General features: G+C 73.0%; 18 protein-coding genes and 1 pseudogene. 6 read left to right on the top strand and 13 right to left on the bottom strand.

Going from position 1 to position 16,843, the window contains the following annotated elements:
- Positions 1-37 precede the first annotated feature (37 nt).
- The 5 genes from ACFWV8_RS28060 to ACFWV8_RS28040 are packed head-to-tail and all read left to right on the top strand — an operon-like array spanning position 38 to position 5,826.
- Positions 38-1,204 (top strand): ADP-ribosylglycohydrolase family protein, encoded by a 1,167-nt coding sequence (locus ACFWV8_RS28060; RefSeq protein WP_384209508.1) that lies wholly within the window; start codon positions 38-40, stop codon positions 1,202-1,204.
- The gene (locus ACFWV8_RS28055) at positions 1,201-2,853 is read left to right on the top strand and encodes an ADP-ribosylglycohydrolase family protein (RefSeq protein ID WP_384209501.1); all 1,653 of its coding nucleotides are present in this window, start codon (positions 1,201-1,203) and stop codon (positions 2,851-2,853) included. The genes ACFWV8_RS28060 and ACFWV8_RS28055 overlap by 4 nt, the downstream gene beginning before the upstream one ends.
- Complete coding sequence (gene rbsK / locus ACFWV8_RS28050; RefSeq protein WP_384209495.1) at positions 2,850-3,740, top strand: ribokinase; 891 nt, start codon at positions 2,850-2,852, stop codon at positions 3,738-3,740. Before ACFWV8_RS28055 ends, rbsK begins: the two co-directional genes overlap by 4 nt.
- Positions 3,737-5,002: a CaiB/BaiF CoA transferase family protein gene (locus ACFWV8_RS28045; RefSeq protein ID WP_384209492.1), complete on the top strand. Its 1,266-nt coding sequence runs from the start codon at positions 3,737-3,739 to the stop codon at positions 5,000-5,002. The genes rbsK and ACFWV8_RS28045 overlap by 4 nt, the downstream gene beginning before the upstream one ends.
- Positions 4,999-5,826, top strand: a complete 828-nt coding sequence (locus ACFWV8_RS28040) for an HpcH/HpaI aldolase/citrate lyase family protein (protein ID WP_384209488.1) — start codon at positions 4,999-5,001, stop codon at positions 5,824-5,826. The genes ACFWV8_RS28045 and ACFWV8_RS28040 overlap by 4 nt, the downstream gene beginning before the upstream one ends.
- A 347-nt stretch (positions 5,827-6,173) precedes the next feature.
- Here ACFWV8_RS28040 and lgt read toward each other — a convergent pair whose 3' ends face one another.
- From lgt to hisI, 11 genes and pseudogenes are all read right to left on the bottom strand, one after another.
- Complete coding sequence (gene lgt / locus ACFWV8_RS28035) at positions 6,174-7,142, bottom strand: prolipoprotein diacylglyceryl transferase (RefSeq protein WP_384209485.1); 969 nt, start codon at positions 7,140-7,142, stop codon at positions 6,174-6,176.
- Between the two features lie 102 nt (positions 7,143-7,244).
- Complete coding sequence (locus ACFWV8_RS28030) at positions 7,245-8,090, bottom strand: thioredoxin domain-containing protein (protein ID WP_384209482.1); 846 nt, start codon at positions 8,088-8,090, stop codon at positions 7,245-7,247.
- A 75-nt stretch (positions 8,091-8,165) separates the two neighbouring features.
- Positions 8,166-8,978: a tryptophan synthase subunit alpha gene (trpA, locus tag ACFWV8_RS28025; protein ID WP_384209479.1), complete on the bottom strand. Its 813-nt coding sequence runs from the start codon at positions 8,976-8,978 to the stop codon at positions 8,166-8,168.
- The gene (gene trpB / locus ACFWV8_RS28020; protein ID WP_384209476.1) at positions 8,975-10,240 is read right to left on the bottom strand and encodes a tryptophan synthase subunit beta; all 1,266 of its coding nucleotides are present in this window, start codon (positions 10,238-10,240) and stop codon (positions 8,975-8,977) included. The genes trpA and trpB overlap by 4 nt, the downstream gene beginning before the upstream one ends.
- Before the next feature lie 151 nt (positions 10,241-10,391).
- On the bottom strand, positions 10,392-10,604 hold the full coding sequence (gene trpM, locus ACFWV8_RS28015; RefSeq protein WP_329388958.1) for a tryptophan biosynthesis modulator TrpM: 213 nt from the start codon (positions 10,602-10,604) through the stop codon (positions 10,392-10,394).
- Between the two features lie 7 nt (positions 10,605-10,611).
- Positions 10,612-11,421, bottom strand: a complete 810-nt coding sequence (gene trpC / locus ACFWV8_RS28010; protein WP_329388956.1) for an indole-3-glycerol phosphate synthase TrpC — start codon at positions 11,419-11,421, stop codon at positions 10,612-10,614.
- A gap of 125 nt (positions 11,422-11,546) precedes the next feature.
- On the bottom strand, positions 11,547-11,984 hold the full coding sequence (locus tag ACFWV8_RS28005) for a DUF2752 domain-containing protein (protein ID WP_329392490.1): 438 nt from the start codon (positions 11,982-11,984) through the stop codon (positions 11,547-11,549).
- Between the two features lie 284 nt (positions 11,985-12,268).
- A pseudogene (locus tag ACFWV8_RS28000) lies at positions 12,269-12,508 on the bottom strand (HGxxPAAW family protein); the annotation flags it as partial.
- Positions 12,509-12,645: 137 nt separating this feature from the next.
- Entirely contained in the window at positions 12,646-13,329 is a 684-nt protein-coding gene (locus ACFWV8_RS27995; protein WP_384209472.1) for a TIGR02234 family membrane protein, read from the bottom strand.
- A gap of 6 nt (positions 13,330-13,335) precedes the next feature.
- Positions 13,336-14,859, bottom strand: a complete 1,524-nt coding sequence (locus tag ACFWV8_RS27990) for an anthranilate synthase component I (RefSeq protein WP_329388952.1) — start codon at positions 14,857-14,859, stop codon at positions 13,336-13,338.
- 11 nt (positions 14,860-14,870) lie between these two features.
- A complete protein-coding gene (hisI, locus tag ACFWV8_RS27985) occupies positions 14,871-15,272 on the bottom strand; it encodes a phosphoribosyl-AMP cyclohydrolase (RefSeq protein ID WP_384209469.1) in 402 nt (133 codons plus the stop codon).
- An 85-nt stretch (positions 15,273-15,357) separates the two neighbouring features.
- Here hisI and ACFWV8_RS27980 point away from each other — a divergent pair, with 85 nt between their 5' ends.
- Positions 15,358-15,990 carry a TIGR03085 family metal-binding protein gene (locus tag ACFWV8_RS27980; protein ID WP_329388948.1) on the top strand — a complete coding sequence of 211 codons (633 nt, stop codon included), beginning with the start codon at positions 15,358-15,360 and terminating at the stop codon, positions 15,988-15,990.
- Positions 15,991-16,006: 16 nt separating this feature from the next.
- Here ACFWV8_RS27980 and ACFWV8_RS27975 read toward each other — a convergent pair whose 3' ends face one another.
- Entirely contained in the window at positions 16,007-16,201 is a 195-nt protein-coding gene (locus ACFWV8_RS27975) for a hypothetical protein (protein ID WP_384209463.1), read from the bottom strand.
- A 40-nt stretch (positions 16,202-16,241) separates the two neighbouring features.
- A complete protein-coding gene (locus tag ACFWV8_RS27970) occupies positions 16,242-16,829 on the bottom strand; it encodes an ArsR/SmtB family transcription factor (protein ID WP_384209460.1) in 588 nt (195 codons plus the stop codon).
- Between the last annotated feature and the right edge of the window lie 14 nt (positions 16,830-16,843).

Below are 16,843 nucleotides of genomic sequence, written 5' to 3'. Positions count from 1 at the left end.
CACCCCCACGGGACGTACCGGGGTGGACAATTCCGGCATGACGACGCTCACAGCATCCGCGACGCCCGCACTCCGAGACCGGATCGCCGGCAGTCTCGTCGGCGCGGCCGTCGGAGACGCGCTCGGCGGCCCCGTCGAGGGCTGGACCCCCGAGCAGATCGTGGACCGGCACGGCGGCCGGGTGTCCGGCATCGTCGGCCCGTGGCACGAGGACTGGCGTACGGCGCGGCCCATCGCCCCGTACCACAAGGGCGACGGCCACGTCACCGACGACACCCTGATGACGCACGCGCTGGTGCGGGTGTACGCCACCGTCCGCGACCACCTCGACGCGTACGCCGTCGCCGACCATCTCGTCCCCGACCTGATCTCCACCCCGCGCTGGATCCCGGAGCTGGAGGCGGAGGCGCTGCCCCTCCAGCGGATCTTCCTCGCCGAGAAGTGGCTGGTCGCCCGTATCCACTACGGCCATGTGGACCCCCGCGAGGCGGGCGCCGGGAACATCGTCAACTGCGGTGCGGCGATGTACATGGCGCCGGTGGGCCTCGTCAACGCGGCGAACCCCGGCGCCGCGTACGCGGAGGCCGTCGACATCGCCGGCGCGCACCAGTCCAGTTACGGCCGTGAGGCGGCCGGGGTCCTCGCGGCGGCCGTCGCGGCGGCGTGTGTGCCGGGCGCGACGCCGACGAGCGTCGTCGACACGTGCCTCGGGCTCGCCAAGGACGGGACGCGCGCCGCGATCGAGGCGGTGTGCGAAGTGGCCGCCGCCCATGACGACTTCGAGCCGGCTCTGCGTCCGCTGCGGGAGGCCGTCGCGCCGTTCGACACCGTGGGCCCCGACTACCGCGCCCCGTCCCTCGGCGCGCGCCGTCCCTCGCGGCTGCACTCCATCGAGGAACTGCCCGTCGCCCTCGGCATGTTGCTCATCGGCGACGGCGACTACCGCCGTACGGTCCTCGGCTCCGTCAACTACGGCCGCGACTGCGACTCGATCGCCACGATGAGCGGGGCGGTGGCCGGGGCGCTGTCCGGCGGGGCGACGATCCCGCCCGACTGGGCGAAGCGTGTGTCGGAGGCGAGCCGCCTCGATCTGTACGGCCCGGGGCGGACGTTGACCGAGGTGGCGTACGAGATGTTCGCCCAGGACACGGCGCGCCGCCGGGCCCACGAGGCGGCGTTCGCCGAGCTGACGGTGGCGCGATGACGGAGCCGTTGCGGGTGACCTGGGTCCAGCCGGAGGACCTGCTGGGCCACGAGCTGCGCCAGGCTGCGGAGGACGGGCGCGACGCGACGGCGGTGGCCGCGCGCTGGCACGCCGGGGGCGGCCCCGCGTCCCCACCCCACGGGGGCGCGTCCACCCCGCCGGCTCCCGCGCACCTGCGCACGCTGGCCGTGACGCTGCTGGATGAACTGGCGGAGCTGCCAAGCCCGTTGGCGGCCGATGAACCGACGGAGCTGGCGGAGATCGTGCGAGCGTGCGGCGACGCGTGGCCGACCGCGAGCGCGAGCGCGACCACCGCACGGGGGCGCGGGGGCCTGGCACCGGACCCGGGAGCGGGCAGTGCCGACGATCACGCGCCGTCCACCACCACACCGCGAAACGTGCCACCCGACCCGACGGATGCCACCATCGCAGGGCGCGAAGGCCCACCCCCGGTTCCGAGAAAGGGCATGTCAGGCGGACACGCGCCGTCCACCACCGCGCCACGAAGCGCGCCACCCGGCCCCACGGACGCCATCATCGCAGAGCCCGGGGGCCCGCCCCCGGTTTCGGGAAGGGGCGGGGCCGGGGAACGGACCCCCCTGAGCACCCACCAGCTGCACGCCGCCTGGCTCGGCCGCGCCGCCGGCTGTCTCCTCGGGAAACCCGTCGAGAAGCTCCCCCTCGCCGCCATCCGCGCACTCGCCCGCGCCACCGGCAACTGGCCCCTGAACAGCTGGTTCACCGCCGAGGGCGTCCCGGCGGACCTGGCCGCCGCGCACCCCTGGAACCGGCGCTCCGCCGCCAACTCCCTCGCCGAGAACATCAACGGCATGCCCGAGGACGACGACCTCAACTACCCCCTGCTCAACGTGCTGTTGCTCCAGCGGTACGGCCGCGGCTTCCGCACCGCCGACGTCGCGCGTCTGTGGCTCGACCAGCTGCCCGCAGGACGTACGTTCACCGCTGAGCGCGTCGCGTACCGCAATCTGCTCTCGGGGATCGAGCCCCCGGACACGGCCCGGCACCACAACCCGTTCCGGGAGTGGATCGGCGCGGCGATCCGCGCGGACGTGCACGGCTGGACGCACCCGGGCGACCCCGCGTCGGCCGCCGCCCAGGCGCACCGGGACGCCGCGCTGACGCACACCGCCAACGGGGTGTACAGCGCGATGTTCGTCGCGGGCACCATCGCCGCGGCCGGCGGCGGCGCCGACGTGCACGCCTCTCTGCGCGCCGGACTCGCCGTCGTACCCCCGCGCTCACGACTCGCGGAGGCCGTCCGCGACGGGATCAGGACGGCCCGCGTACACGACGACTTCGACACCGTCGTCGACCGACTGCACGCCACCCATGGCCGCTACCACTGGGTGCACGCCATCCCGAACGCCGCGCTCATCGCCGCCGCCCTCACCCACGCCGACGGCGACTTCACCGGCTCCATCTGCCGTGCGGTGTCCGGTGGTTGGGACACCGATTCCAACGGCGCGACGGCCGGGTCCTTCGCCGGTCTGCTCGCCGGGCACCCGGACCGGCTGCCCGAGCGGTGGACGGCTCCGCTCAAGAACCGCCTCGCCACCTCCGTCGTCGGATTCGACGGCACCGGCTTCGACGAACTCGCCCGACTCACCCAGGAGGCACTCCGCCCATGACCGGCATCGTGGTGCTCGGCAGCACCAACATGGACCTCGTCGCGTACGTCGCGCGGGCCCCGAAGCACGGGGAGACCGTCACGGGCCGTGAATTCCGTACGGTCCCCGGCGGCAAGGGCGCCAACCAGGCCGTCGCCGCCGCCCGCGCCGGTGGGGACGTGGCGATGATCGGCGCGGTCGGCGACGACGAGTTCGGCGTACGGCTCCGGCACACGCTCACCTCGTCCGGCGTCGACACCGACCTGCTCCACACCGCCGACGGCCCCTCCGGCACGGCGCACATCGTCGTGGACGACGAGGGCGGCAACGCGATCGTCGTCATCCCCGGCGCGAACGGCACCCTCACCGCGCTCGGCCCCGGCGAGGAGACCCTCATCAGCACCGCCGCCTCCCTGCTCCTCCAGCTCGAACTCCCGCTGAGCGTCGTACTCGACGGCGCGCGGGCGGCCAGGCGGCACCGGGTACGGACGATCCTCACCCCCGCCCCCGTCCAGCCGCTGCCGCCCGAACTGCTCGCCGCCACCGACCTGTTGGTCCCCAACGAGCACGAGGCCGCGGAACTCGCGGGCGTCGCCGACCCGCGCGAGGCGGCGAAGGTGCTGCTCCGGCAGGTCCCGGAGGTCGTGATCACGCTGGGCGCGGCGGGCTGTCTGTACGCGGCGCGCGACGCCGGGCCCGTCATCGTCCCGGCGCCGAAGGTGACCGCCGTGGACACGACGGCCGCCGGCGACACGTTCGTCGGCGCGCTGGCCGTGGCGATCGGCGAGGGCCGTCCGATGGCGGAGGCGACGCGCTGGGCGTCGGCCGCCGCCGCGCTCTGTGTGCGGCGCCATGGGGCGTCCACGTCCATGCCGTACCGCTGCGAGATCGACGAGGCCACGTCATGACCACCACGAACAGCACGGGCACGGGCACGGGCACAGGCACCGGCACAGGGACCGGCACCGGGCCGAAGGCTCCCGCCGCTCCCCCGCTGGACGGCCTGCGCGTCCTGGACCTCGCGACCCTCTTCGCCGGGCCGCTCGCCGCCACGATGCTCGGCGACTTCGGCGCCGATGTCATCAAGGTCGAGCACCCCACCCGCCCCGACCCGTCGCGCGGGCACGGCCCCGCGAAGGACGGCGTCGGCCTCTGGTGGAAGATCCTGGGCCGCAACAAGCGCACCATCACGCTCGACCTGTGCGGCCCGCCGGGCCGGGACGTCCTGCTGCGGCTGGCCGCCGAAGCGGATGTGATCATCGAGAATTTCCGCCCCGGCACCCTGGAGAAATGGGGCCTCGGCTGGGCCGAGCTCTCCGCCGTCAACCCCCGGTTGGTCCTCGCCCGGGTCACCGGCTTCGGGCAGTTCGGCCCGTACTCCCGGCGTCCCGGCTTCGGCACGCTCGCCGAGGCGATGAGCGGATTCGCCGCGATGACGGGTGAGCCCGACGGGCCGCCGACGCTGCCCCCGTTCGGTCTGGCCGACTCGATCGCGGCGCTGGCCACCGCGTACGCCGTGATGACCGCGCTCAACGGCCGGGCGACGACGGGGCGTGGCCAGGTGGTCGATCTGGCGATCATCGAGCCGATCCTGACGGTGCTGGGGCCGCAGCCGCTCTGGTACGACCAGCTCGGCTACGTACAGCCCCGTACCGGCAACCGCTCCCGTAACAACGCCCCCCGCAACACCTACCGCACCGCCGACGGCTCCTGGCTCGCGGTCTCCACCTCCGCCCAGTCGGTCGCCGAGCGCGTCATGCGGCTGGTGGGCCGGGAGGAACTGGTCGACGAGCCGTGGTTCACCACCGGCAGCGGACGGGCCGAACACGCAGACGTGCTGGACAAGGCGGTGGGCGAGTGGATCGCCCGGCGTTCACGCGACGACGCGATGGCCGCGTTCGAGAAGGCGGACGCGGCCATCGCCCCCGTGTACGACGTCCGCGACGTCATGAACGACCCGCACTACCGGGCGCTGGACAGCGTCACCGAGGTCGAGGATCCGGACCTCGGTCCGATCCGCATGCAGAACGTCCTCTTCCGGCTCTCCGAGACCCCCGGGGCCATCCGGTGGGCCGGCCGGCCGCACGGCGCCGACACGGACGCGGTCCTCACCGAGCTGGGCCTCTCCGCTCCGGAGATCGCGGCCCTCCGTGAGGAGGGCGCGCTGTGAGCCGCCCCGCACCGCACGCCCCGCTCACCTGGCTGTACGTGCCCGGGGACCGGCCCGACGTCGTACAGAAGGCGCTCGCCGCCGGAGCCGACGCGGTGATCGTCGATCTGGAGGACGCGGTCGCCGCCGACCGCCGGGAGTACGCGCGCGCCGCGACGACCGACCTGCTGGCCTCTCCCGGCGCGACCCCGGTCCATGTCCGTGTCGCCTGCGACGCCGACATCCCCGTGCTGGCCGGCCTCCCCGGTCTGGCGGGGCTGCGGCTGCCGAAGGTCACGCACGCGTCGGACATCCGCCGGGCCGCGGCCATGGCCCCGGGCGTCCCGCTGTACGCGCTGCTGGAGTCGGCCCTCGCCATCGAGAACGCCCACGCCATCGCCGCGGCCCATCCCTTCCTGCGGGGAATCGCACTCGGCGAGGCCGACCTCCGCGCCGATCTGGGTGTACGGAACGACGCCGGGCTCGACTGGCCGCGCAGCCGCGTCGTGGTGGCGGCTCGGGCCGCCCGTCTGCCGGCGCCGGCCCAGTCCGTCTTCCCCGACGTGCGGGACCTGGAGGGGCTGGCGGCCTCGTGCGCGCACGGGCGCTCGCTGGGCTTCTTCGGGCGGTCCGCGATCCACCCGCGCCAGCTGCCGGTGATCGAGCGCGCGTATCTCCCGACGGCGCGGGAGATCGAGTCGGCCACGGAGATCGTCGAGGCGGCGTCGAAGGACGCGGGCGCGCTGGCACTGCCGGACGGCCGCTTCGTGGACGCGGCGATCGTCACGGCGGCCCACCACACACTCACCCTGGCGGCCCGCGAACGGGGCGTGCTGCAGAACTGACGGCCCGAATGGGCCTCCGTGCCGGACGTCTCAGCCTGGCACGCTCCCGGCGTTGCTGAAACCGGGCCAACGAGCCTTCCGCCCCCGGCGGGCCGACGCGCGCCCGTCAGGCGGGCACACGTAAGGAGCCACCGGCCCTTCGGGCCGTACCGGACGAACCCGCCTGACACGCGACGCCCGGCACGCAGGCTCCCGGCGTTGCCGGAGCCTGGAAACAAGGCATCGGCGGGCTCCCCCGGCGCGGCGCGCCCGTCAGGCGGGCACGCGAAAGGGCCGCCGGGCCTCCTGAGGAGGTCCGGCGGCCCTTTGGACCGTGTCCGGCAAACCCTGCCCGGCCGTCGCAGCCGTCAGGCGTTCTTGGCCGCCGCGGTGTCGGAACTGCTCTCCGCGTCCGGGGCGGCATCCGCCTCGGCCCCGGCCGTCTCGGGCTCGTCGCCCTTCTTGAGGTCGACCTCGGCGTCGCCGTCCTCGGTCTTGGCCTTCGCGTCCTTGCCGAGCGTCTCGCGGTCCGGCTCGACGATCTCCTCGCGCCCCGGGCGGATCCGCGCCGAGATCACGATGTAGACCACCGCGAGGACGAAGACGATGATCGCGGTCCACACGTTGAGGCGGAGCCCCAGCACGTGGTGCGCCTCGTCGACGCGCATGTACTCGATCCAGGATCGGCCTACACAGTACGCGGCGACGTAGAGCGCGAAGGCGCGTCCGTGGCCGAGCTTGAAGCGGCGGTCGGCCCAGACCACGAGCAGCGCGACGCCGACGCACCACAGTGACTCGTAGAGGAACGTCGGGTGGTACGTACCGCCCTCGCGGTTCACCCCGTCGGAGATCTCCACGGCCCACGGCACATCGGTGGCCTTGCCGTACAGCTCCTGGTTGAACCAGTTGCCCCAGCGGCCGATGGCCTGGGCGAGCACGATCGCGGGTGCGATGGCGTCCGCGTACGCGGGCAGCGGGATGCCCCGGCGGCGACAGCCGATCCACGCGCCGACGGCGCCGAAGGCGATCGCGCCCCAGATTCCGAGGCCGCCCTCCCAGATCTTGAAGGCGTCGACCCAGTTCTTACCGTCGCTGAAGTACAGCTGGTAGTCGGTGATCACGTGGTAGAGCCGGCCGCCGACAAGTCCGAAGGGCACGGCCCAGACGGAGATGTCGGCCACGGTGCCGGCCTTGCCGCCGCGGGCGATCCAGCGCTTGTTGCCGTACCAGACGGCGACGAAGACACCGAGAATGATGCAGAACGCATAGCCGCGCAGCGGAAGCGGTCCGAGATGGACCACGCCGCTCGACGGACTGGGGATATAGGCAAATTCCATGGCGGTTCCGACGCTACCGTGCCGGGCGGGGAGTACGGCAACCCGCCCGGCAACGTATGGATAACGAGCCCGCGCGGAAAAGCCCCCGCGCGGCCCGCCGGCTCAGGAGGGAGAAGCCCCGGTGTCCGGGGGCGTCGCCGGTGCGGTGCCCGGCCGCTTGCCCTTGTTGGCCTCCCTGACCCACCTCTTGAAGTTGTCCGGAGTGATGTTCTCGGCGCCCTTTTTGGGGAAGACCGATTCACCGTTGAGCAGGACGGTCGGCGTGCCGCTGAAGCCGCCCTTCTGGAACGCCACGTTCGAGTTCATCACCCATTTGTCGTGCTTGCCGTCCTCCACGCACTGACGGAAGCCGGGGGCCGACTCCAGGCCGTCGACCTTGCCCGCGAGCTCCAGCAGCCGCGCGTTGTCCGCGAAGGCGTCGTCGGGCTCCGGCGGCTGGTTCTGGAAGAGCGTGTCGTGGTAAGGGGCGAACTTGCCCGCGTCCTGGGCGCAGGCCGCCGCGTTGGCCGCGCGCAGCGAGCCCGTACCACCCATGTTGCCGTCGATGATCGTGGCGAGGTGGTAGTCGACCTTGAGCTGGCCGTCGGTCTCCAGCTCCTTGATCGTGTCCCTGAACGCGTTCTCGAACTGGGCGCAGGCCGGACAGCGGAAGTCCTCCCACACGGTGAGGGTCGACGGGGCGTCGGCCTTGCCCACCGGGATCGACAGCTCGTCCTTGCCCTGCGCGCCCGACGGCGCGAGAACGGGGCCCGCGGCGCCTCTCTCGCTCTTGTCCTCGTTCGCGTTGCTCGCGACGAGTCCGATCGCCGCCGCCACACCCAGCACGCCCACCACCGCCGCCGAGACGACGAGCGTGCGCCTGCGCCGCTCCCGCTTCTTGTCCCGCTCACGCTGCTCCTGGAGCCGCTCTCGGGCGCTCCTCTTTGCCTCACGGTTCTTCTCGCTCACGCCTCAGCAACGAACCGGGGAGGCGCGTACGCACCTCCCCGGTCCCATGTCCACCCGTATGAGCTACCGCGCCCGTCAGCGCTTGCGAACGCCTTCCGCCAGGTCGGCGGCGAGCCCGCGGACCGCGAGGACTCCCGCCCCCGGGTCGGGCGCGTCCAGCATCAGCTTGACGAAGGCCGAGCCGACGATGACCCCGTCGGCGAACGAGGCGACCTCGGCGGCCTGCGCCGCGTCGGAGACCCCGAGCCCCACGCACACCGGCAGATCGGTGGTGGCGCGGGTCCGCCGCACCAGGTCCTGGGCCTGCGCGCCCACCGACTGCCGGGTGCCGGTGACACCCATCAGGGAGGCGGCGTAGACGAACCCGGAGCCGGCGGAGGTGATCTTCGCGAGCCGGTCGTCCCTGCTGCTGGGCGCGACCACGAAGACGGTGGCGAGGCCCTGCTTCTCGGCGTGCTGCCGCCACACGTCGGACTCCTGCACGGGCAGGTCGGGCAGGATGCACCCGGCGCCGCCCGCCTCGGCAAGCTCGGTGGTGAAGCGCTCGACGCCGTACCGGTCGATCGGGTTCCAGTACGTCATGACCAGCACGGGCTTCCCGGTGGCCTCGTACGCCTCGCGGACCGTACGCATCACGTCCGCGATCTTCACGCCGCCCTTGAGCGCGATGTCGTCGGCGGTCTGGATGACGGGGCCGTCGAGCACCGGGTCGCTGTGCGGCAGCCCGATCTCGACGACGTCGGCGCCGCCGTCGAGGACGGCCTTCACGGCGTCGATGCCGCCGTCCACCGTCGGGAATCCGGCCGGCAGATAGGCGATGAGCGCGGCGCGCCCCTCGCTCCGCGCCGCCGCGAGGGTGTCGCTCAACAGCTGGATGTTCCCGCTCACTTGGCGCTCTCCTCGTCGTACAGCCCGAAGTAGCGGGCGGCTGTGTCCATGTCCTTGTCGCCGCGCCCGGAGAGGTTGACGACGATCAGGCCGTCCTTCCCCAGCTCACGGCCGACCTCCAGCGCCCCGGCGAGCGCGTGCGCGCTCTCGATGGCCGGAATGACGCCCTCGGTGCGGGAGAGCAGCAGCAGGGCCTTCATCGCGTCGTCGTCGGTCACGGCGCGGTACTCGCCGCGCCCGCTGTCCTTGAGGTACGCGTGCTCGGGGCCGATGCCCGGGTAGTCGAGTCCGGCCGAGATCGAGTACGGCTCGGTGATCTGGCCCTCCTCGTCCTGAAGGACGTAGGACCGCGAACCGTGCAGGATGCCCGGCTCGCCCGCGCTCAGGGTGGCCGCGTGCTCCCCGCTCGCGATGCCGTGACCGGCGGGCTCGCAGCCCACCAGCCGTACGGCGTCGTCGGCGAGGAACGCGTGGAAGAGACCGATCGCGTTGGACCCGCCTCCTACACAGGCGACGGCGGCGTCGGGCAGCCGGCCCGCCCGCTGAAGGATCTGGCGGCGCGCCTCGACGCCGATGACGCGGTGGAAGTCCCGCACCATCGCGGGGAAGGGGTGTGGCCCGGCGACGGTGCCGAAGAGGTAGTGCGTACGGTCCACGTTGGCGACCCAGTCGCGGAACGCCTCGTTGATGGCGTCCTTCAGGGTGCGGCTGCCGGACCTGACCGGTACGACCTCGGCGCCGAGCATCCGCATACGGGCGACGTTCAGCGCCTGGCGCTCGGTGTCGATCTCGCCCATGTAGATGGTGCATTCGAGCCCGAACAGCGCGCAGGCGGTCGCGGTGGCGACGCCGTGCTGTCCGGCGCCGGTCTCGGCGATGACACGGGTCTTGCCCATGCGCCTGGTGAGCAGCGCCTGGCCGAGCACATTGTTGATCTTGTGGGACCCGGTGTGGTTCAGGTCCTCCCGCTTGAGGAAGACCCGGGCGCCGCCGGCCTCCTCGGCGAACCGCGGGACCTCGGTGAGGGCGCTGGGGCGGCCGGTGTAGTTGACCATGAGGTCGTTGAGCTCGTCGGCGAAGGCGGGGTCGCCCTTGGCCTTCTCGTACTCGACGGCGACCTCGTCCACGGCGGCGACGAGCGCCTCGGGGATGAACTTGCCGCCGTACGCGCCGAAGTAGCCGTCTGTGTTCGGGCTCAGGCCCTCGGGGTCGGGAATGAAGAAACCGGAAGAACCGGGAGAAGTGGTGGGAGCGGACGTCACGGATGATCTCCTCATGGAGCGGCGGAGCGACGGGGGGTGCACCGTGGGCGCCATGGGCGAGGCCGCCCCGAGACCGGCGTGGGCCGGGAGGGGCGTGGGTCGTGGACCGGTCTTCCGGGCGTGTGTCGCCGCGGCGGGTGTCCGCCTGGGCTCAGTGGTCGCGGTCGGAAGGGCCTCGCCGGAGCGCGGCCCGGGGCCATCGCATCCCGTTGACCTGACCGGGTTCGTCACCGATCACGTACCGCACCCGCCGCCCGTGCACCCGCCGCGCGGGGGCCCGGCAGCCGCGCGGCCGGCACCCGCGCGCCAGCGGCGCGTGGGGCACGGGCACGACGGCCGGGCGTCCGGAGGCGGGGATGGGCATCGGGGGGTCAGCTCCGCCCGTGCCGCAGTGCCGGGTGGGCGCCCGCGGCGACGAGATCGGCCACCGCCGTCTTCGGGTCGCGCCCGGTGACCAGGGACTCGCCGACGAGCACCGAGTCGGCGCCCGTGTTGGCGTACGCGATGAGGTCGTGCGGTCCGCGCACACCGGACTCGGCGATCTTGACGATGCCGTCCGGGATCTCCGGGGCGAGCCGCTCGAACGTGCCGCGGTCCACCTTCAGCGTCTTCAGGTCGCGCGCGTTGACGCCGATGACCCGCGCCCCCGCGTCGACCGCGCGCTCGACCTCGTCCTCGTCGTGCACCTCGACGATCGGGGTCAGCCCGATGGACTCGGCGCGCTCGATGAGCGAGACGAGCGCGGGCTGCTCCAGGGCGGCGACGATCAGCAGGGCGAGGTCGGCGCCGTACGCGCGCGCCTCCCACAGCTGGTACGCCGTGACGATGAAGTCCTTGCGCAGAACGGGGATGTCGACCCTGGCCCGTACGGCTTCGAGGTCGGCGAGCGAGCCGCCGAAGCGGCGCTGCTCGGTCAGTACGGAGATGGCGGCGGCGCCGCCCGCCTCGTAGTCGGCGGCCAGTCCGGCGGGGTCGGCGATCGCGGCCAGCGCGCCCTTGGAGGGGCTGGAGCGCTTGACCTCGCAGATGACCGTGACGCCCTCGCCGCGCAGTGCGGCGACGCCGTCCTTGGCAGGCCGCGCCTTGCCCGCGCGCTCCTTGAGCTCGTCGAGGCTGACGCGCGCCTGCCGCTCCGCGAGGTCGGCGCGTACGCCTTCGATGATCTCGTCGAGCACACTCACGCGAGCGGCCCCCTTCCGGGAACGGTGTCGGATTCAGCCATGGATGAGGATCAGCCATGTCGATGGTATCCGGAGGAGGGCCGAGGGCCCGCATCCGCCGGTCCACCCTCCCACCACCTGGCACTTCACGGGGCGAGCGACGAGCCGAAAGGAAGGTTTCGTAGCACCGTGAAGACCACGATGACCGCGCCGACGGCCCATCCTGTGAAGGGTGGCACCGAGACCCGGGGCCGTGTTCCGCGAGCGACGAGAATCAGCCAGCCCAGCCACACCGCCGCGAAGATCGCGTAGCCGACGACGGCGAGCGCGTTGGAACCGAAGGCGGCGGCGATGTCGCCGTGCGCGACGGCGTGCGCGCTGCGGAGACCGCCGCAGCCGGGGCAGTAGAGGCCGGTCATGCTGAGCAGCGGGCAGACGGGGTAGTGGCCGCTCTCGTTGGGGTCGACCAGGCCGACGTAGGTGAAGGCGGCGACGACGCCCGCGAGCGTGCCGAGCGGGGCGAGTAGCCGCCGGGCGCGGGTCGCCGGAGCGGGTGCCGGGGGCGGCGCGGCGGGTGCAGGCATGGCGTCCACCGGGTGATTGTCCCCCGTGCGGGCGGGAAAGCGCAGCCGGACCCCGCGCGGACCCCGTACGCGTGCCGCCGATGAGCGTCCGCCGTACGACGAAGGCGCAGCCCGGCGGTGGCGGGGCTGCGCCTGGTGTCGCTGTGCGGAGTACGTTCCCGTACGGCCTCGAGGGTTGGTTACGCGGTCTGCTTCGCGGGCTCGGGGCCCGCCTGCGCGACCTGCGGCTCACCGGTCGGGTGGCCTTCGCCGCGCTCCGCGGCCTCGCGCTCCGCACGGTCCAGGGACGCCCGCGCGGCCTCCACCCGGGCCTGCTTCGCCGCTTCGGACTCCTTCACCGCGCCGAGGCCGGCGGCCCGCATGGCGAGGCCGACGATGCCGCCGAGGAGGACGACCGCGAGGCCGCCCACGAACCCGAGGGGGTCGGCCGCCACCATGAAGACGCCTGCGATGCCGAAGCCGATGACAGAGATGGTGACACCGGTCCAGGCGGCCGGGGTGTGTCCGTGGCTGCTGCCCGCCATGAATTCGCTCCTCGTTTGCTGATGTGCTGCGCTGGTGTGGCGCTGGGGTCGCGCGCCGGCCGGGCCGAACGCTCACCGTTCATTGTCCCGCACCCCCCGGCGTTCCCCCTCAGGGGGTCCTGGCCGCGGTCGCCTCTTCAGCCCGTGGGGTCCTCGCCCCGGTCCAGGGCCTTCCAGATGTCCTCGGGCCGGTCGGGGTCGGTCGCGGGCCCGGTGGCCTTGGCGGGCCCGGCCGCCGGCCTTCGGACGCGGGCGGCGCGCGGGGTGCCGTCGCGCTCGTAGCGGCCGGACATGGTGGGCCAGTGTGATCCGTATCGCAGGGCCAGCAGACCGGCGAGGAGGATCAGTACGCCGCCGGCCGCCGTCACGTAGGGCCAGGCGGTGTGGGTGAGGCCGCCGACGGTCGCGGCCGTGTCGCCGGTCGTACGGGCGGCCTCGTCGTCGAGAGCCGACCTGTCGTTGGCACCGACGAGCGCGGCGACTGCCGCGCCCGCGCCGCTGAGGGCGAGCAGCGCGGAGACCAGCAGCCGCCCGCCCGTACGGACGGCGAAGACGGCCACGAGGGCGGCGAGGCCCGCGATGGCGAGCGCGGCGGGGACACCGGTGACGTCACGGCCGCCGACGTGGAGCGAGACGCTGCCGCCCGCCACGGTGGCGATGCCGTCGGCCCAGGTCTGGCCGGAGGCGATCAGCACCACGGCGGAGCCGGCGGCGCCGAGGAGGAGGGCTGTGCCGAGACTTCGGCCGGCGCGCCTTCTCGTGGCGTCCGCCGTCGTCTCGGCGCGGGGCTGGGGAATCGGTACGGCACTCACCCGCCCCACTATCCCCTACCGCTCCCGCGCCGCCTCGGACGGGCCCGTGCCGGGCCCTCCCAGCCGGTTCGCGGTGTGCACCGCGCGCAGCACCGCGGCGGCCTTGTTGCGGCACTCGGTGTCCTCGGCGACGGGGTCCGAGTCGGCGACGACGCCGGCGCCGGCCTGGACGTACGCGGTGCCGTCCCTGAGCAAGGCCGTACGGATGGCGATGGCGGTGTCGGAGTCACCGGCGAAGTCGAGGTAGCCGACGCAGCCTCCGTACAGACCGCGCCGTGTGGGCTCCAGTTCGTCGATGATCTGCAGGGCGCGCGGCTTCGGGGCGCCGGAGAGCGTGCCGGCGGGGAAGCAGGCGGTCAGCACGTCGAAGGCGGTACGGCCTTCGGCCACCTGGCCGGTGACGGTCGAGACGATGTGCATGACGTGCGAGTAGCGCTCGACGGACATGAAGTCGACGACCTCGACGCTGCCGGGTTCGCAGACCCGCCCCAGGTCGTTGCGGCCGAGGTCGACCAGCATCAGGTGCTCGGCGCGCTCCTTGGGGTCGGCGAGCAGTTCGTCGGCGAGGGCCTGGTCGTCCTGCGGAGTCGCGCCGCGCGGGCGGGTGCCGGCGATGGGGTGGACCATCGCGTGCCCGTCCTCGACCTTGACCAGCGCCTCCGGGCTTGAGCCGACGACGTCGAAGCCGTCGAAGCGGAAGAGATACATGTACGGGCTCGGGTTGGTGGCCCGCAGCACCCGGTAGACGTCGAGGGCGCTCGCCTCGCAGGGGGTCTCGAACCGCTGCGAGGGCACGACCTGGAAGGCCTCGCCCGCCCTGATGCGCTCCTTGATGTCGTCCACGGCCTCCTGGTAGGCCTCGCCGCCCCAGAGCGCGGTGTACGGGGGAAGTTCGGACGGCGGCAGCGCGGTGGGGAGGCTGTCCACGGGGCGTGCCAGGTCCCGTTCCATGGCGTCGAGCCGCTCGACGGCGTCCGCGTAGGCCTCGTCCACGCCGGTGTCGAGGTCGTTGTGGTTGATCGCGTTGGCGATGAGCAGGACGGTGCCGGAGCGGTGGTCCAGGACGGCGAGGTCGGAGGTGAGCAGCATCGTCAGCTCGGGCAGCCGCAGATCGTCGCGCGCGTGGTCGCCGATCTTCTTCTCCAGCCGCCGTACGACGTCGAAGCCGAGGTAGCCGACCATGCCGCCGGTGAAGGGAGGCCGGTCGCCGTCGTGGTCGTGCGGGGTGTGCAGGGCCTCCACGGTGGCGCCCAGGGCGGCCAGGGGGTCTCCGTCGACGGGGACGCCGACGGGTGGGGTGCCGAGCCAGTGGGTCCGGCCGTCGCGTTCGGTGAGGGTGGCTGCGGACCGGACGCCGACGAACGAGTAGCGCGACCAAGAGCGGCCGTTCTCGGCGGATTCGAGGAGGAATGTCCCGGGGCGTTCGGCGGCGAGCTTGCGGTAGAGACCGACCGGGGTGTCGCCGTCCGCGAGGAGCCTGCGGCCGACCGGGATGACGCGGCGGTCGACCGCCAGCTTGCGGAAGGTGTCGAGATCCATGGCAGCGGAGCCTAGTCGGCGGCGGGGCCCCTCGTGGGCGTCGATGGCCTGAGGACGCCGGCGTCGAAGCAGGTCCGGTCGCCGGTGTGACAGGCGGCGCCCACCTGGTCGACCTTGACGAGGACCGTGTCGGCGTCGCAGTCGAGCGCCACGGACCTGACGTGCTGGACGTGGCCGGACGTGTCGCCCTTGACCCAGTACTCGCGGCGGCTGCGGGACCAGTAGGTGGCGCGCCCGGTGGTGAGGGTGCGGTGCAGGGCCTCGTCGTCCATCCAGCCGAGCATCAGCACCTCGCCGGTGTCGTACTGCTGGGCAACGGCCGGAATCAGCCCGTCGGCGCCGCGCTTGAGTCGGGCGGCGATGGCGGGGTCGAGGCCACTGGCGGGGCCTTGGCCCTCGGTCGTGCTGGTCATACGGCCCATTGTGCCGCGCGTGTCGCGGCGCGGGCTCCGGGCGTCCACTGGGCGGACGGTGCGCGGCGGTCGTACGCTGGCACGTATGTCGACCCATGCAAAGCGTGAACGACTTCTGCTCGCCGACCTGTTGGAGTCGGCGGGACCCGACGCCCCGACCCTGTGCGACGGCTGGACCGCCCGGGATCTCGCGGCCCATGTGGTGGTGCGTGAGCGCCGCCCGGACGCGGCGGGCGGAACGGTCATCGGACCGCTCAGGAACCGGCTGGAGCGGGTGCAGGGCGAGTATGTGGCGAAGCCTTACGAGGAGCTGATCCAGCTCATCCGTACGGGGCCGCCGCGGATGTCGCCCTTCGGGATCAAGCAGCTCGACGAGGTGGCGAACACGGTCGAGTTCTACGTCCACGCCGAGGACCTGCGGCGGGCGCAGCCCGACTGGGCGCCCCGCGAGCTCGACAAGGTCTTCTCGAACACCCTGTGGGCGCGGCTGGAGAAGGGCGCCCGGATGATGGGCCGCAAGTCGCCGGTGGGCCTGGTGCTGCGCCGCCCGGACGGCCAGACGGCGGTGGCGCACCGGGGCTCTCCGGTCGTGACGGTCACCGGCGAGCCGGGCGAGCTGCTGCTCTTCGTCTTCGGCCGGCAGGACGCGGCCCGGGTGGATGTGGAGGGCGACAAGGAAGCGGTCGACAAGGTCCAGCGGGCGAAGCTCGGGATGTAGGTCCGCGCGCCCTCCGTCATGCCGTACGGGCGGTGTGTGCCCGCGGGCTGTGCACGAGGCGCAGGCCGACCTCCACCAGGAGCCAGCCGAGCCGGCCACGCAGCCGGCCTGGAGTGCGGGTCACCGCACGGGCCGGCCCGAACCGGTCCGCCTCCGTACGGAGTTCGGCGGCGCGCAGGGCGTGCAGCTGGAGATGTACGTCGCTGTGCATGGCGTGGGTACCTCTCGAAGGGCGGGAAAAGGACGCGGGGTTACTGACGGAACGGGAATCCGTACAGGTGGAACGCGACGTGCTCGCGCCCCTCGGTGTCACCGGCCTCCTCCGCGGCCCGGCCGGCCTCCTCGTACCGCCAGACGAGTGCGTGCATCTCCCGGCCGAGTTCGGCCAGTTCCTCCGCGGTGAGCCGCGCCAGGTACTCGCTGCTGAACGAGGCGCCACGCCACTCCGGTGCCCAGGCCGTCTGGCTGTCGAGGAAGCTCCGGTAGAGCTCCGAACGCTGCTCGAACGACAGCCGGCCGACAGCGGCGTGCGTCGCGACGGCCTCGGGCGCGTCCCTGAAGTCCTCGTCACGGAAGCTCAGCCCGTCGGACGCGGGCCGCCACCAGCGCTCGCGGCCGTCCTTGCCCTGCGCCGGCGCCTCCTCGATCAGGCCGTAGTCGGCGAGTTTGCGCAGGTGGTAACTGATGAGCGAGACGGCCTCGTTCACCTGCTCGGCGAGCTGCGAAGCGGTGGCGGTGCGGGCGACGTAGAGCGTGCGGTAGAGCTTCATCCGCAGGGGGTGGCCGAACGCCTTGAGGGTGGCCAGGTCGTCGATTCTGCGGGATTCCTTGGCTGCCATACCGGTCACCCTAG

This window comes from Streptomyces sp. NPDC058665 (genome assembly GCF_042714995.1).
GTDB lineage: Bacteria > Actinomycetota > Actinomycetes > Streptomycetales > Streptomycetaceae > Streptomyces.
This window is presented reverse-complemented; position numbering and strand designations above follow the sequence as displayed.

What these genes read in the sequence shown, in the direction of transcription:
- hisI (WP_384209469.1), bottom strand. Translation starts at nt 15,272, where the DNA reads ATGACCAGCACGACCGAGGGCCAAGGCCCCGCCAGTGGCCTCGACCCC.
- ACFWV8_RS28045 (WP_384209492.1), top strand. Translation starts at nt 3,737, where the DNA reads ATGACCACCACGAACAGCACGGGCACGGGCACGGGCACAGGCACCGGC.
- ACFWV8_RS27970 (WP_384209460.1), bottom strand. Translation starts at nt 16,829, where the DNA reads ATGGCAGCCAAGGAATCCCGCAGAATCGACGACCTGGCCACCCTCAAG.
- rbsK (WP_384209495.1), top strand. Translation starts at nt 2,850, where the DNA reads ATGACCGGCATCGTGGTGCTCGGCAGCACCAACATGGACCTCGTCGCG.
- ACFWV8_RS28060 (WP_384209508.1), top strand. Translation starts at nt 38, where the DNA reads ATGACGACGCTCACAGCATCCGCGACGCCCGCACTCCGAGACCGGATC.
- lgt (WP_384209485.1), bottom strand. Translation starts at nt 7,142, where the DNA reads ATGGAATTTGCCTATATCCCCAGTCCGTCGAGCGGCGTGGTCCATCTC.
- ACFWV8_RS27990 (WP_329388952.1), bottom strand. Translation starts at nt 14,859, where the DNA reads ATGGATCTCGACACCTTCCGCAAGCTGGCGGTCGACCGCCGCGTCATC.
- ACFWV8_RS27975 (WP_384209463.1), bottom strand. Translation starts at nt 16,201, where the DNA reads ATGCACAGCGACGTACATCTCCAGCTGCACGCCCTGCGCGCCGCCGAA.
- ACFWV8_RS28055 (WP_384209501.1), top strand. Translation starts at nt 1,201, where the DNA reads ATGACGGAGCCGTTGCGGGTGACCTGGGTCCAGCCGGAGGACCTGCTG.
- ACFWV8_RS27980 (WP_329388948.1), top strand. Translation starts at nt 15,358, where the DNA reads ATGTCGACCCATGCAAAGCGTGAACGACTTCTGCTCGCCGACCTGTTG.
- trpM (WP_329388958.1), bottom strand. Translation starts at nt 10,604, where the DNA reads ATGCCCATCCCCGCCTCCGGACGCCCGGCCGTCGTGCCCGTGCCCCAC.
- ACFWV8_RS28005 (WP_329392490.1), bottom strand. Translation starts at nt 11,984, where the DNA reads ATGCCTGCACCCGCCGCGCCGCCCCCGGCACCCGCTCCGGCGACCCGC.